This window comes from Butyricimonas faecalis, assembly GCF_003991565.1.
In the GTDB taxonomy this organism is placed as follows: domain Bacteria; phylum Bacteroidota; class Bacteroidia; order Bacteroidales; family Marinifilaceae; genus Butyricimonas; species Butyricimonas faecalis.
On record NZ_CP032819.1, the window covers coordinates 2,251,667 to 2,267,657 of the forward strand.

12 protein-coding genes are annotated in these 15,991 nt (G+C 41.4%); 2 read left to right on the forward strand and 10 right to left on the reverse strand.

Annotated features, from left to right (window positions below; all coding sequences use genetic code 11):
* The first annotated feature begins 99 nt into the window (after positions 1 to 99).
* Entirely contained in the window at positions 100 to 1,707 is a 1,608-nt protein-coding gene (locus D8S85_RS09940) for a CTP synthase (protein WP_394345044.1), read from the forward strand.
* Between the two features lie 86 nt (positions 1,708 to 1,793).
* On the forward strand, positions 1,794 to 3,641 hold the full coding sequence (yidC, locus tag D8S85_RS09945; protein WP_106480570.1) for a membrane protein insertase YidC: 1,848 nt from the start codon (positions 1,794 to 1,796) through the stop codon (positions 3,639 to 3,641).
* Between the two features lie 63 nt (positions 3,642 to 3,704).
* On the opposite strand, the gene D8S85_RS09950 is transcribed toward yidC, so the two are convergent.
* The 10 genes from D8S85_RS09950 to ribH all read right to left on the reverse strand — a co-directional run bounded on the left by D8S85_RS09950 (position 3,705) and on the right by ribH (position 15,981).
* Positions 3,705 to 4,748 carry a hypothetical protein gene (locus tag D8S85_RS09950; protein ID WP_106480571.1) on the reverse strand — a complete coding sequence of 348 codons (1,044 nt, stop codon included), beginning with the start codon at positions 4,746 to 4,748 and terminating at the stop codon, positions 3,705 to 3,707.
* Complete coding sequence (locus D8S85_RS09955) at positions 4,738 to 5,247, reverse strand: hypothetical protein (RefSeq protein WP_106480572.1); 510 nt, start codon at positions 5,245 to 5,247, stop codon at positions 4,738 to 4,740. The genes D8S85_RS09950 and D8S85_RS09955 overlap by 11 nt, the downstream gene beginning before the upstream one ends.
* Before the next feature lie 346 nt (positions 5,248 to 5,593).
* Entirely contained in the window at positions 5,594 to 5,836 is a 243-nt protein-coding gene (locus tag D8S85_RS09960) for a hypothetical protein (RefSeq protein ID WP_240648935.1), read from the reverse strand.
* 373 nt (positions 5,837 to 6,209) lie between these two features.
* A complete protein-coding gene (locus D8S85_RS09965; RefSeq protein ID WP_106480574.1) occupies positions 6,210 to 7,685 on the reverse strand; it encodes a PKD-like family lipoprotein in 1,476 nt (491 codons plus the stop codon).
* Positions 7,686 to 7,703: 18 nt separating this feature from the next.
* A complete protein-coding gene (locus D8S85_RS09970; RefSeq protein ID WP_106480575.1) occupies positions 7,704 to 8,489 on the reverse strand; it encodes a DUF4843 domain-containing protein in 786 nt (261 codons plus the stop codon).
* A 20-nt stretch (positions 8,490 to 8,509) separates the two neighbouring features.
* Positions 8,510 to 10,012, reverse strand: a complete 1,503-nt coding sequence (locus D8S85_RS09975) for a RagB/SusD family nutrient uptake outer membrane protein (protein ID WP_127075027.1) — start codon at positions 10,010 to 10,012, stop codon at positions 8,510 to 8,512.
* 17 nt (positions 10,013 to 10,029) lie between these two features.
* Positions 10,030 to 13,338, reverse strand: a complete 3,309-nt coding sequence (locus tag D8S85_RS09980; RefSeq protein ID WP_158641546.1) for a SusC/RagA family TonB-linked outer membrane protein — start codon at positions 13,336 to 13,338, stop codon at positions 10,030 to 10,032.
* A 135-nt stretch (positions 13,339 to 13,473) separates the two neighbouring features.
* Positions 13,474 to 14,640, reverse strand: a complete 1,167-nt coding sequence (locus tag D8S85_RS09985) for a FecR family protein (RefSeq protein ID WP_106480578.1) — start codon at positions 14,638 to 14,640, stop codon at positions 13,474 to 13,476.
* Positions 14,641 to 14,754: 114 nt separating this feature from the next.
* A complete protein-coding gene (locus D8S85_RS09990) occupies positions 14,755 to 15,312 on the reverse strand; it encodes an RNA polymerase sigma factor (protein WP_106480579.1) in 558 nt (185 codons plus the stop codon).
* Between the two features lie 207 nt (positions 15,313 to 15,519).
* Positions 15,520 to 15,981, reverse strand: coding sequence for a 6,7-dimethyl-8-ribityllumazine synthase (gene ribH / locus D8S85_RS09995; protein ID WP_106480580.1), 462 nt, complete (start codon positions 15,979 to 15,981; stop codon positions 15,520 to 15,522).
* Positions 15,982 to 15,991 lie beyond the last annotated feature (10 nt).

A 15,991-nucleotide genomic window follows, 5' to 3' on the forward strand; every position in this document is an offset into this window, starting at 1 on the left:
TTTCAACATACTTGTTCCATTTAATTGTTATTCATTGAATAACAAAAAGTTCAAGTATTTTCAAACCGTTGGATGTATATATAGAAATAACTATAAAATATTTATATCGTGTCAACAAAATATGTTTTCGTTACGGGTGGAGTTGCTTCTTCTTTAGGAAAAGGAATTATTGCTTCCTCATTAGCAAAACTACTCCAATCAAGAGGTTATAAAGTTGCAAACCAAAAATTGGACCCGTATATCAATGTCGATCCCGGAACCTTGAATCCCTATGAACACGGAGAATGCTACGTGACCAATGACGGAGCAGAAACCGACTTGGACTTGGGGCATTACGAAAGATTCACGAATATCCCGACATCGCAAGCTAACAACATCACGACTGGACGTATCTACCAAAACGTGATCACGAAAGAGCGCCGCGGTGATTACCTGGGTAAAACAGTACAAATCATCCCGCATATTACGGATGAAATCAAACGAAATATAAAACTCCTCGGAACAAAAGGAGATTATGACGTGGTGATTACGGAAATCGGGGGTACGGTAGGTGACATCGAATCTTTACCGTTCATCGAGGCTGTTCGTCAGTTACGTTGGGAACTGGGTGAGAAATCCGTGTTCATCCACCTGACGTTAGTTCCTTACTTGAGCGCTTCCGGCGAGTTGAAGACCAAACCCACGCAACACTCGGTAAAAGCCCTGCTGGAAAACGGGGTACAGCCGGACATCATCGTATTGCGCACGGAACACGAACTGGGTTCTGATTTGAGAAGAAAAGTTGCCCTTTTCTGTAATGTTGACCCGAAAGCCGTTATCCAATCCATCGACGTGGATACTATTTATAAGGTACCGATCAAAATGCGGGAAGAAAAACTAGATGAAATCGTTCTTTCACAACTCGGGTTACCTTTAAAACACGAACCGGACCTAGAATCATGGGAACGTTTCCTGTACAAATTCAAAAACTATAACCGCAAGATCACGATTGCCCTTGTCGGAAAATACGTGGAGTTACACGATGCCTATAAATCCATCGTAGAGTCATTCATCCACGCCGGGGCAGCTAACGATTGTAAGGTAAATATCAAGTGGGTACATAGCGCGCACGACATCAACGTGGAGAACGTGTGTGACATATTCAAAGATGTAGACGGAATTCTCGTTGCCCCCGGATTCGGACAGCGAGGAATTGAAGGAAAACTTCTTGCTATTGAATACGCCCGTACCAATAATATCCCTTTCCTAGGAATATGCTTGGGTATGCAAATGGCTGTTATCGAGTATGCTCGTAACGTTCTGCACCTGGAAGGAGCCGATTCCACGGAAATGGCCCCAAAAACCAAATACCCGGTTATCGACTTGATGGAGTCTCAAAAAGAGGTTACCGATAAAGGGGGTACCATGCGTTTGGGTGCATACAAATGCGTGTTGAAAGAAGGATCTAAAGCCATTGAAGCTTACGGGACAAAAGAAATAGAGGAAAGGCACCGTCATCGTTACGAGTTCAACGGTAAATACACTGAACAATTCGAACAAGCCGGAATGATCACGACAGGGGTTAATCCGGAGACGGGATTAACTGAAATCGTGGAAATCCCGACCCATAAATGGTTCGTGGGAACTCAGTTCCACCCCGAATACAAGAGCACGGTGACGAACCCGCATCCTTTATTCGTGGCGTTTGTGAAAGCCTGTCTATCGTAAAAAAAGATAAAAACTAAAAGATAACAGTTAGAACCGCTTCACGCGGTTCACTCCAAAATCATAAATTTAAAATCTAAAATAAAAATATGGATAGAAATACAATAACCGGTTTAGTTGTCATCGCGCTCATACTAATCGGCTACTCCTATTTCATGAGTCCTTCCAAAGAGGAACTGAAAGCCATGCACGTGCGGGACTCTATTGCACGGGTTGAAGCCCAACGGGCCGCCGCGTTGGAGAAGGAACGCCAAGCAGATTTCGCAGCACAGCAACAAAATCCTGAAACACAACAAGCGATCGAAGCTATCTTCAAGCAAGACTCCCTAGTGGTGGAACAGTACACCTTGGAAAACAACAAAATCAAGTTACACATCAATACCCAAGGAGGATGCATTGATTACGTTGATTTGAAAGGGTATCGCACACATGACTCGCTTCCGCTAATTTTATGGAAAGACCACAAAAGTTCCATGGGTTTGAACTTCTATGCTCGGAACAAGCAAATTAATACGGCCGACCTGATTTTCGTTCCCAACACGAATCAAAAAGAGCTGAATGCAGAGGGGACAAAACAAGTACTCGCAATGCGAGCTTACGTGGATGAAAATAAATACCTCGAATTCGAGTACAAATTAGCCCCGGATTCTTACACGGTCGATTTCAACATCAACACGTACAATCTAAATGACGTTATCGCCTCGAACACGAACTTTCTCACGCTATACTGGGGAGTGGACATGCCTCAGCTGGAAAAAAGTAGAGATTTTGAGAGCCGCTATACCGGGGTATATTACAACTTCTCAAATAATGATGTAGAACATCTTTCCCTGACCGGGGATGAGAAAGTAGACCTGCCGACAAGTGTGAAATGGGTGGCTTACAAACAACAATTTTTCTCTTCCATACTCATCGCAAACGAGTCATTCCCCAACGTGTTGGTCTCCACGACAAACAACACGACCCCGGGCTTTTTGAAAACGGCAGATGCCGAAATCTCATTACCTTACTCCGGGAAAGCCATTGAAAAATACGATATGCGTTTCTTTTTCGGTCCGAACTCCTATCCGGTCCTGAGAGAATACGGCAAAGATATTGAACTTCCCCAGTTAATTAACCTGGGATGGAAATGGATCGCTTGGTTTAACCGTTACGTTGTAATCCCGATCTTCAACTTCTTGGAAGCCAATGTGACGTTGAATTATGGTCTTATTATCTTCTTGTTGACCTTGATTATTAAACTCGTTCTTTTCCCGCTGACCTACAAGTCATATATGTCGCAAGCCAAGATGCGGGTTCTGAAACCACAGATTGACGAGATCAACAAGAAAATCCCTGCCGACAAGGCTATGGAACGCCAGCAGGCTGTCATGAAATTATACAAGAAAGCAGGAGTGAACCCCATGGGGGGATGTTTACCGATGCTTTTGCAGATGCCGATTTTGATCGCCCTCTTCTACTTCTTCCCCGGAGCAATCGAACTGCGCCAAAAGAGTTTCTTATGGGCTACGGACTTGGCTTCTTATGATTCTATTGCCACGCTACCCTTTACGATTCCGTTCTACGGAAACCATGTCAGTTTATTCTGTTTGTTGATGACGATCACGAACATCCTATACATGTGGTATAATAGCAAAAATCAACCACAAAATGACCAGATGAAAGGAATGCAGACGATGATGTATATCATGCCGATCATGTTCTTGTTTATCTTCAACAGTTATTCATCCGGTTTGAGTTACTATTATTTCATCGCCACGTTGATTACAATCGTTCAAACTTGGGCTATCCGGAAATTCGTAAATGACGAGAAATTATTGAAACAAATAGAACTCGCTAAAACGAAACCCGTGAAGAAATCCAAATTCCAACAGAAACTGGAAGAGATGCAACGGATGCAAGAACAACGGATGAAGCAGATGCCGAAAAAGAAATAAGGTACTACAAATAACATTAACGAGGGAGTGATTATATTTAATGACTCCCTCGTTTTGTAAGTACTAATTTAAAAAACTCCCCAATTGTCGATACAACGATATGAATTCCTCAAAAGACAAACTTACTGATTCCAATTCGTTCACGTTAATATCGTACCTGATCTCTACTCCCCGATCTTCCATTTTATCAATACGCTTTCTAACATAAGGTGGTGTCATGAAACGTGTGCTCCGGGAATCTTCATTCACTCTAAAATAAATTTCCCGACCAGACACAACAGAAGAATAATCCGCAATATCCCAATAAACTTTGCGATCTCCATTCTCTCCATACGTTTTTAAGAATTCAGAAATAATATCCGCCACCCTTTTCAATTGATCAGCAGACATGCAATTCAAACTGGATTCAAACGTGTCAAGACTATAGTCTACAAAAAACACTTCCTTGCGTACATCAAAATTTACACTCTTATCAATACTAATCGGATATCTGTTATACCCTTTAATATTGCAATCAAAAGGAGCTTTTTCCCGCTTGATGAATAAACCGACAGCCTTGTAAAGTTCTTCGAGTTGCTCATACGTCATACCGTAGATTTCACTTTCCCCCACGGTCATACAATAAGTCGCAGCTTCTATAGCAGGCTTATCATTACCGACAGCTTTCTGCTTCTGCACCTTAAACACCTGCCTCAGTTCTTTTTCCTGATGACAAAAGAATTGCTGCATCTGACAGATAAAATCATGCCATTCTGTTAAATAACATACCGAAGCGACAAAACCATTTACCATGTCAGTAAAGGCATCATTCTCCTGTTTTGATAATTTAGCATGAGCGACATAATAAGCACAGGCCTTTTGTATTTCCCCGGCTTCAACATGCCACGGATTGCGAAGAAGACGAAATAGATTGTCAAGATGACAAATATGATTATAAAGCGTCTCCAATGGATTGTCAGAAATCAAATCTACGTTAAAACTTTTAAGGTTTTCCGCCATTTGCCGATAGAAACTATTTTCTAACAGGGAATCGGGCTCGTACTCTCCCCTAGTAAATTCTTCCGAAATACGTGATGCCGGTATGAATTTCTTTTTCCTATTCCACATGATTGTAACCTTTAAAGGATTCATCCGCCTCTTGGTTATCAACACCTAAGAATACGCCATTGAGATTCAGCAGCTCCTCCAAATCATGTATTTGACGCCGATGATATTGCAAATATCGAGCGAGCAATCCTTTAAAGCGGGAAACGTCTAACACAAAAGCAGTCCAATCTCCCCATACTTTTATTATCTGCAATCGTTCCTTTTTAGAAATACCCTCGGTGGCCAAGTATTGCAGAACAGCTTTTTGTACAACCGTGATTTCATTTGCCCATGAACGATTGAATAAGGTCAACATCTCAATCAAACTCGTGTTCCTTCTTTGAAGAGTCACGAGTCCTGCTCTATTCGTCATTCCCGGAGAGGCAATCGGATATATCATTTCGAGTTGTTTCGAATAATATTCCATCAATTTTTGTTTCTCCTCAATTGATAACTGATTTGCTACCTGTCCGGGGGCTTCCATGTCTACCGCAGATACACGGTTTACATCCTTTTCCATAATAATTATGTATTAATTTTGACGGGTATTCCAAAAAGAACGGTCCCGCCTGACCCGTTGCATATCACTTCGAGGAAGCTGGGGGGCACATTAATACTCCCCACGGGGGTGCGGAACCGAATATCGGCAACAGCAGCAGGCAAAAAAAATGCCTGCCACTGAAATTGAAGCAGGTTTACTGCTCCCTCGAATATGATATGCATTACAAAGATACAATATTTTTAAACAAAGCAAACAGCAGCATGAGAATATATCCCCTAATCTATGGGAATTCCGATGGCAACGCAACCTCGAGAATTTATTGTTGCTCCCTTGTTGCCTCCGGTAGTCTAATTCTAATGGTATATCACTGTGTCACAAATACTCTCCAGCTACCATCTTTCTCTCCACGCTCTACATGTTTCTTAGAAATCAGCTGATCTAGCAGCTTCCGAATGGCTGTCACACTGATGCCCGTTTCTTCTTTCATGTCCGCAAGCGTTAGAGTGAGCTGTGTTCGCATAGCGTTCAGTATCTTCATATAATTAGGTGTTCCGAATGCAATCCGTTCCCCATCATACCACCATACATTTTCATTCCTTTCGCTCACAAACAATTGACGTAACAAAGATACTAGAAGTATCCAAAATGGTTATAACAATACAACCATTTCTAATTCATTTTGCATAACAGTTTCCTGTTCGCAGAAATAAAACTAAAACAATTTTGCAAAGAATTTGCTAATCGCTATTTATTCGATCTACAAAAAATTTTAAATCATTTATACCAAGAAAAAGGATTATCCTCATTCATGGTTAAAAATTTACAAGCAACAAAGATTGCAGGCAAAGAAAATAAATATTAAATCCATTACAAAGTGTGGAATACGGCACAAACACTAGGTATCATCTCACTTGGAATACTCGAAGTGGCAGGAAAATGGTTTTCCCCTCCCGGACAAGGAGGGGAAAGGAAATCCAATATTAGAACCATGGGTTCGCATCAAACCCCTTAGCCACCACGCATTTTCCCATTACGTTACGATATACCTTAACTTCTTTTGTTGTAAGGTCCACAAGAGCAAATGACCCTTTATTCTCATGACTGCTACTAGCATCATAAGTAGCGATAATCAAATGCGTTTCTTTTGAAGATACAGCCACGGCTACCGGTACTCCCAAGCCATCCGGCAAAGTCGTCAAATCTGCAAGTTGTGGCATCAAAACCGGAGAAGTATACACTTTGTTACCTACCACAAAATACCAATCTTGTCCAACCAGAATTCCCCGTGTATTAGCATCCGCTCCTGCCAAAGAGAGAGACTCGGATGCATTCAATATTCCTTGTTCTTTAATTTCTGGGGCTTCATCCTCTGCAGCCCTAAAATTAATATACCGCAGCGAAATCAAATTAATTTTCCCCGATTCTGCCAAGGCCAACGACAAAATATGAGCATCGGCATCCGTCCCCACAGACTGTGTAATGAGAGTCTGTCCATCGTAACTCGGCTGTCCATCGATCTCAACAACTCGATCCAGCGCATAACTATCAGATAACAACCCTTGTTCCGGATCGTTAATCTGATTCTTCAGTACATAATACTTCTTGCTCAGTTCGTCAAAAACAAACACGTAGCTATAATAAGAAGCCGGATGACTCCATTTATACTCCTTATCATGTTGTGCCGGACGATATAACAACCCCGAATTATAGGAATAAATCTTCTCGTTCGAGATAAAATAAGGAGTACCCGTGGCCATCATCACGCCATCCGTCGGGTTATAAGAATCTCCCTCAAACATAAAACTGGAATTCGTGATCAACCCGGTTGGCATGAAAGCCCCGTTATCCGTAATAATTGTTGGAGTCTCTCCCTTGGCCGAGATTACATAAAACGTATAATAATAATTTCCCAGGGAAGAAATATGTCCAAATTTTTCGATGATTGCCTTTGGCTCACTTCCCAAAGAATATCCCCCAATATTATTCACGTGAATACAATCTGTCGTACCCTCTTTTGCAGAAAAATAGGACAATATTGATTCCTTGTTTGCCCCTTCGCATAAGAAATAATATCCCCAAGAGAAAGGCGATGTCACAGAAATATTAAAAGAGTAGAAATATTTCATGTCATTCTTTGAATCCGTAACAATATAACGACAATCATGTTTACCCACGTTCAAACTACCAGGAATCGTGTATTCCAAATCTCGAGTCGTGGCAATTTCCTCCCCCTCAATTGTCCAACTGTACACAAGTCCCTCCTCCGATAGAAGTAAAGAACGCTCGAATTCCGGCACTAATTTCAATACCTCATAACTCTGCACAGTAGTATCCGCAGGAATTCCTTTAATTTTTAAATTATTGGCAGGGTCATAATCATAATTTCCTTTATCTTCCGAACAAGCGAAAAATATCGTTACCAACAAAAGTAGATATATAGTTATATTCTTTTTCATAATAAACAAGTTTTAGGATTAAGGAAGAGTTATTCGGGGTTTAGAAGTATCCCCGTCCGGATATACCTCGTTATCGATAAAATACTGTTTCAACTTACGGATAAACATAAACGTTGAAGGAGTCCAGTCGGAATTCACATAATAAGGCATCTGCCCCCAGTATAACTGCTTACCGGTATCCGGACCATATTTCTCCAAATTCGGATCAGCACCCAAATAATAAATTTCCTGCCACTTGGCGTACTTCTCACGAGAAAATTCGCCAAAATATCTTTCCCACTTAGTCCACCAAGTTGGGGGTTGCAGAATATCAGTGAAAGATATTTTAGCTTTCAACAACTCTGTAGCTCCTAGTGCAAAATGTTCATTCTGTTCTAAACGAAAGGTGATTGTTCTCCACTCTTTTTTCAGGACATCGGTACGTTTCACAGTCACTCGCAAGGTATCAATCAATTCTCCTGCTGAAATTTTTCCTTTGGATAAAACCGTTTCATCCCAATCATTTTTAGTAGCGGTTCCTGATTCAACAACCACTTTAAAACTCCGGTCTTGATCGGTCATCAAACCAACAGAATTTACCGGAACTTTAAACGTGTATTCCGTCACCGACGGGTCATCCATGGCAAAAGAGTACATCAAGCTATCCTCTCGAACAGTTGTCTTTCTCCCGTATTGATCCAAAATGAATGGCATATCGAAATAAATATAATTAGTTGAATTATCAAACTCATCTATTACCTTATCACAAGACACGGCGATCATGCCCGCAATAGCCATGATCATATATAATATTATCTTTTTCATAGTATAATTCGCTTATTAGATTACTTGTCTCCTTTGGGGTTCGTGTTGGGAGAATATTCATATTCTTCATCCGGAATGGGGAACACATATTTGTCTTCCGTCGGGGCAATGATTACCCCTTGACGCACGTAGAAATCCTGATACAATCTCTTGTAAATAGGCCACATCCGACCTTCCCCGATAAAATCTTTTCGCATCTCCCGCATCAAGTATTCCAACAATTCCTCATTTCCGTATGGACCTGCCAATTTAGCCAGATTTCGGGAATCCCGTACCTCATTCAGATACTCCAAGGCTTTTTCGTTATCCAAACCAATCGATGTTTCACAGGCAACATAGTACACTTCTGATAATTTCAAGATAGCCACTTCCGGATAATAAGGCAAATATATCGTACCGGGATGCGGAGTCTCGTAAAGCTTCTGAAAATTATAATAATCTGCACCAGAAGAAGGTCTTTGGAACCAAACACGCAAACGATTATCCGTACCCGCCCCATCCGGTGCCCTCCCGTAAAGTTCATTCAAGTATATATTATACTGGTTGGGAGTGATACAGAAATTCGACTCTGCACTCCCTTTGTCCATCCCGAAAGTATCACGAGCCACTTCCCATAGGTCATTCTTGTAGAATCCCAACAACATCTCCTCGCCCATATTAATATCATATAGTTTATCCGTCTTATCTGTCAAAATAAATAACTCGGTGGATTTACACTCGTCGATCAGGTTCACAGCCCACTGCCGAGCCTCCGCTTTATTCATCAATGCCAATTCCACCCGCATCAACAATCCTTTCACAGCATATAGGTTCATTCGATCGCCTCTTCTTTCCAACACAGCGTGATAATCAAGCATGGAACTATTCCCGTTCCCATAACGTTTGTTCTCAACGATCGGATCATTTTTCAACAATTCCGCTGCCTTTATCAAATCCTCCTTAGCCTTTGTCAACACAGAACGCATAGATTCAAACTCCTGTGCCTTCACATTATACTCCGTGCGATAAGCAATACATTTCTTATCCAAATCGGCCTCTGAGTGAATCACCGGACCATACATGGACGCCAATTCCATATGGATAAAAGCTCTCAAAGCATATGTTTCTCCCTCTATCAATTCAGAATACTTGATCTTGTCTCTGTTCCCTTCCAAAGATTCCAAAATGTAGTTAGCCTGCGTGACTCCCTGATACATCATGGACCAAATCGCCTTGAAACGAGTTTTTGAAGTAGCATCCTCATAGTCAAACAGCGATTGTTTATAGTAGGGATTCTTCGTCTTCGTGGACAAATCCCAATATTGAGCCAACACGTCCATCATCCCGAATGACAATTCCATCCCGTAAAGCGTCTTCGAAGTCAACTTATAATAAATGCCATCTAAGGCTGAATTATATCCCTTTTCGTCCATAAGTAAATCTTCGCCCTGCACTTGTCCCTGCGGGACTACGTCTAGCCAATCGTTACATGACGAGCACGACAACAGTGCGATCAACACAATAATTACATATTTTAATTTCATAACTTGATTCTTTTTAATTAAAAACTGACATTTAATCCGAACACAAAACTACGTTGAAAAGGATAATCAATCCCCCGTTCATTTTTCACGGATGAAGCTCGGAACACATCATTCATATAAAAACTTAATCTTAATGTATTCATTCCAAACCTACTAATCCACACCTTATTCACCTCATAGGACAGAGAGAGCGTTGACAATTGTACAGTGTTATCCTTTTGCACAAAACGACTGGAAATATAAGTTGTCTTGTAATCCTTTATATTCTTATAAAGAGCATGTTGTCCCGATTCTTTCCACCGATCCTTCAACACCCGACGATCAGCATTCTTCGCAGGATCGGCACCTTCAACCCGTTGAGCCAAGGTTGCATTATAATAATCCGCTCCCAAATTATATTTAAATACCAAGTTCAAATTCCACCCTCTCCAATACAAATTAGTACCGAAGTTTCCGAAGACCTTGGGTTCTGTATCCCCACAAATCACCTTATCCTCCGCATCCCACGTATAAGTCAATTCTCCGTTTTTTTTCACGAATAGCTCCTTGCCGGTAGTCGGATCTATTCCCAGAGAACGTACAGCTTTAATTGCACTCATTGATTCCCCTTCTTCGTAAACCGCTCCCGGGACCTGGGCATTTCTATTATTCTCATCATTTACCGTTTTCAAGGCAGTAGAAATTTTTCCGATCTTATTCTTATTATTGGCAACCTGAAGCATCACCGACCATTCAAATTCCTTTTCCATATCACGAATAATCACGGCATTCAAGTTTACCTCTAGCCCTTTATTCTGAATTTCCCCCAGGTTCGCCGTATACTTATCTGATGGGAAGCCCAGAGAAGGAGCCACAGTAATCGTGGTTAACAATCCCTGTGTCTTTTTCAGATAATAGTTGAACTGCACACGAATACGGTCTTTCGCATAACCAAAATCCACTCCGAAATTCGATTGGTACTGGTTTTGCCATTCCAGATTCGGATTTCCATACCCCATTAGCTCTGCCGTAACGGAAGAATTATACAACCGATCCGTGTTGAACTGAAACATGGTTTGGGCTTGATAAGCTGAAAACTCTTGGTTACCCGTTACACCATATGAATAACGCAATTTCAACATACTCACCTTTGTTGTTTTAAAGAATTTCTCGTTATGCACGTTCCACCCGGCTCCTACGGACCAGAAAGGTGCAAAACGTTTATCCACGCCAAACTTGGAAGAGCCGTCAATACGCACAGATACATCCGCAAAATAACGATCGTCAAAAATATAGTTACCGTTAGCAAAGAAACCAATGGAACGGGACTTGCTTTCGTTGCTAGTAGCTCTTGAATTCTCCTTGAACTGGATAGCAAAAGCCGGATCCGAATAACGATCGTCAGGAAATCCGGTTACCGTGAAACCGTGTGAATTGCTATCATCCTGTTTCACCTCACACCCGATACCTGCATAAAGAATATGCTTCTCTCCAAACAAAGTATTATAATTCAACGTAATATTTCCGTTATAACCTAAGCTACTCCCGTCCGTCATGGACAAATATCCGCGTTTCGAAATCGGAAGATATTCCTGCATTCGAATTTCAGAATTATAAACGGTATTCAGAAACTCTGCAGAGAATGGAGACTTGTAGTTCTCACCACTAGATTCACCTTTCACGATAGAGATTTGTCCTTTCAGACGCAATCCATCATGGATAAACCAGTCCACGCTTAATTGTTCCGTGAATTCCTGCATCTTCGAAAAACTGCGATTAGGCAAGAAGGCATCGTATAGAGGATTCGTCGTCCCGTCGCTCAACTTGGCAATCAACTCCCCGTTTTCATCATATATCCGTTCGTAGGGATTCAACGTAGCATACGTGGAAAAGCTGCCATAAGGAGAATCATAAGCATTCGTGTGAGCATAGGACATATAATTCCGGATCGTCACTTTATCCTTTATCCGGTAAATTAAAGTAAACCCCAACCCCAAACGGTCACGTCCAGACTCCTTCATCACCCCTTTATTCTGATTATACGAGGCATCGATGCCATAACGCACGTTATCTGCCCCACCTTCCACAAATATGGAATGAGCATGAGAGAACGAGGACTCTACCGGTTGAGATAACCAGTAAGTGTTTACTCCTTCTACAATATTTTTATATTTCGTGTAATATTGCTCATCCAATTTCGCCTGTTCCCGACGATTATTCTCCTCGTAACCGACACTTCCCTCGTACTCGTACAACCCCGCTTCTTTCTCGTACTGCAATTTTTCCCTGGCATTCATCAAATCATAATCCGTCAGGTCTATCACCCCAATGGTCGGTTTGAAATCGTAAGTCACGCGTAACTTCCCCGCTTGGGGAGCTGTTGTCTCTATTACGATCACCCCGTTTGATGCCCGGGAACCGTAAAGGATCGTGGCTGAGGCATCCTTCAGCAAGGTAATACTTTCGATACGATTAACATCCATGTCGAAAACTTTTTGGGCAGATACTTCAAAACCGTCCAAAATAAAAATAGGGGCTGTCGACCCGTTCTGAAAAGACCCTTTGCCACGAATAGTAAAGTCGGGTAACACGTTCGGGTTAGACCCATCCAAATTATTCTCGTTGATCTTAAATCCTGCATCAATAGCCGAAATCGTAGTGAAAATATTACCCGTTGACACTTTAGCTAATTCTTGTTTTGTGATCATGGTTGTAGTCCCTGCAAAACCACTTTTCTTACGGGTTAGCAATCCGGTCACGACCACTTCGTCAACCTCCATCACCTCTTCTTTCATAACTACAGTCCAATCGCCCTTCGGCATATTACGGTAAAGAATAGTTTGCGGGATCATTCCTACGAACGAGAAAAGGAATTCCGCATTCGGTGATTCCGGTATTGTTAAAGAAAACCTTCCACCTTCGTCCGTTGTCACCCCGATCGTAGTTCCCTTCAATAGGACAGTAACACCCGGCAATGTTGTCCCCTTTATATCCTTGACAACCCCTTTTACCGTCACACTCTTTTGCACCGAATCTCTTGTCGTGACAACCATCGGGTAAATAACAATCACATCCTTCTCCAAGCGATAGGTCAAATTTGTTCCCCTCAACACCTCATTCATCACGTCCCGAATAGGTGTGTTAGCAAATTTGACGCTTTTGGTCCCCACGGATCTCAACTCCTCATGATTAAACAAGAATTTATACCCCGAAATATTCCTCACATGTTTAATTATCTCCTCTACCCTCATATTTTCCGCAGAAAAACTAACACTCCCTTCTTGACTATACGCAGCCGAGAAGGCGGGTATCGAAAAGACAAAAATCAGTAAAATCATCAATTTCATGGGCAAACATCGATTTAAATGTATCCGCAGTCCAAGCAATGGATACAACACATTGTTTTTTTTCATAACTTTGTATTAATTAAATATGATTATTCTTGACCGGTAGAGAAATGGCTGTTTCTTCTCCGGTCTTTTTTATTTGTGTTTCACGATAATATTCCTTTCATTTACTATAAATTCAACATTCGTCGTTAACCCGATTAACTTCAACACCTCCATAAAATCTTCATACCGTCCTAGATCCCCTGTAAAATGTAGATCCTTGATGGATGCATTTTGGTAAAATATATCCACATTATACCATCGGGACAATCGATTCAATATGGTTTCCAAGCGTTCTTCCTCAAAAATAAATGTTCCATTTCTCCAAGAGCAATATGCTTCTGCATTCACCTTGTGTTTAATCACTACTCCAGTTGCCACCATCACGTCTACCTGATCACCGGGAATCAATCGATACTCCTTCTCTCCGACCCAAAGTCCCACGCTTCCGGTTTCCAGCGTTGTTATCATATTGGCATCTTCCCGATAAGCACTCACGTTAAATGAAGTTCCATATACTCGAACGGCATTCTCTCCCACTCGGACAACAAAAGGTATAGTCGAATCACGAGCGACTTGAAAATATGCTTCCCCATCAAGCTCTATCACTCTCTCCGAACCCACGAAACAAGTCGGGTAAACCAAGCGTGTTTGAGAATTCAACCACACCCGGGTTCCATCACTCAATTCCAACACGTATTCGCCGCCCCTAGGTACTTCCATCGTGTTATACTCCACCTTACTTGGGGATTTCTCATTCCTTTTTACATAAACCACCCGCCCTTTATCCCTCCGGATAAAAGAATTTCCTGCATCAATCATGACTTCATCCTTTTGCATTTTATCAAGCAATAACTCCCGCCCATCAGACAAAGTCAATTTTGCCCGGCTCTCTCCCGGCATCAACAGCGTATTAACAGCAACCTGTTCTTCCGATTTCGTCCCTCGATTCCAATAAACAACAGTTCCCAGTATGATCAAAGGAATTACCATGGCTGCCACTTGTATCCAGCGACGACGGATCGAAATTCTCTTTCTCTTCTCCACGTGTCTGTCAAAGTCACGAATCATGGCCTCCACATCCACCCGAAACTCACACTCTTCCCCCAAATTCCATAATTTCCCCAATCGTTCGAAATATTTCCGATGTCGTATGCTCGCATCCCACCAAGCCTGAAACTCCTGTTCCTCCTCGCTTGAAAGAGTTCCCCGAAGTTTTCCGATAAGTATACTCCATTCAATAAAATTATCTTCATGCATACTCGATTCATTTTACCACAAGTACACACGGAGATTCAAAACGGGGACAATGTTTTAAAATATTTTCAAAGAAAAGTTCTACATCTCAAGAATTCGTCTTTAAGGAGAAGATCATCACACAGAAAAAAGAATAAATGACAGATGCTCTCTCAAATACTTTAACGAACGTTTCAAATGAGTTTTTACCGTAGATTCCGCCACATCCATCTCCAAGGCTATGTCTTTCACCTTTTTCCCTTCTACAATATGCTCCAACAACACAAATCTACCTTTGTCCGGTAGTTCTTGTAATACCAATTTCAATCGGGCTCGAATATCATCATCCACTCCTTCATCATCCACCCCTGAAAACAACATTGCCTCTACAATTTTGTCTCCATGACTATCCTTAATTTTAATCGATCGCAAATAATTCAGACAATTATTCTTCACGATTATCAATAGATAAAGAAAAATGTTCTTGTTCTCGTCATACTGGGAAAGATTCTCCCATAGCGAGAAAAAAGCATTCTGCACCAAATCCGCAGCCTCCTCGACATCGCAGGTATAACGCATAGCGTAACGAACATAACGCTCAAAGTAACAACGATAAAGTGTGTGAAAAGCTTCATGATCACCTTTCTTTACACGACATCCTATTTCCTTTAGCTCCTGTTCGTTTAATATTCCCATACAACCCACTTTCAACTATTAACAATTATAAATGTACGAAAATACTTATTTATTGAAATAAAACAATAAACAACAGCAACTTTTATAATCATAACTTTTAGATACCACCACGGCGAAAAGTTGACACAATTCAATTAAAATACAAATGGTAACTCGAATACTTAAAATCCGAGTTACCATTTATACCATTTTACAGATAGCGTCAAACTAAATCTGCTTCAACAAATTTATCATCTCGATAGCCGTTGTTACCGCCTCAAAACCTTTGTTTCCGGCTTTTGTCCCGGCTCTTTCAACAGCTTGTTCGATCGTGTCGGTAGTCAAAACGCCGAAGATTATCGGGGTTCCCGTTTGCAACCCGACATTAGCAATTCCTTTGGTTGCCTCGTTAGCTACCATATCAAAGTGAGGTGTTGCCCCGCGAATCACGGCACCCAAGCAAACAATAGCATCGTACTTCTTCGTCTCTGCCATTTTCTTAGCCACTAACGGAATTTCAAAAGCGCCCGGCACCCAAGCTAAATCAATATTTGCCTCATCACCACCATGACGTTTGAAAGCATCTAACGCTCCACCTAACAATTTACTCGTGATAAACTCATTAAAACGTCCTGCAACGATACCAATTCGTTGACCTTCTGCCAGTAATTTCCCTTCCAGTAAATTCATAGTTTCTATA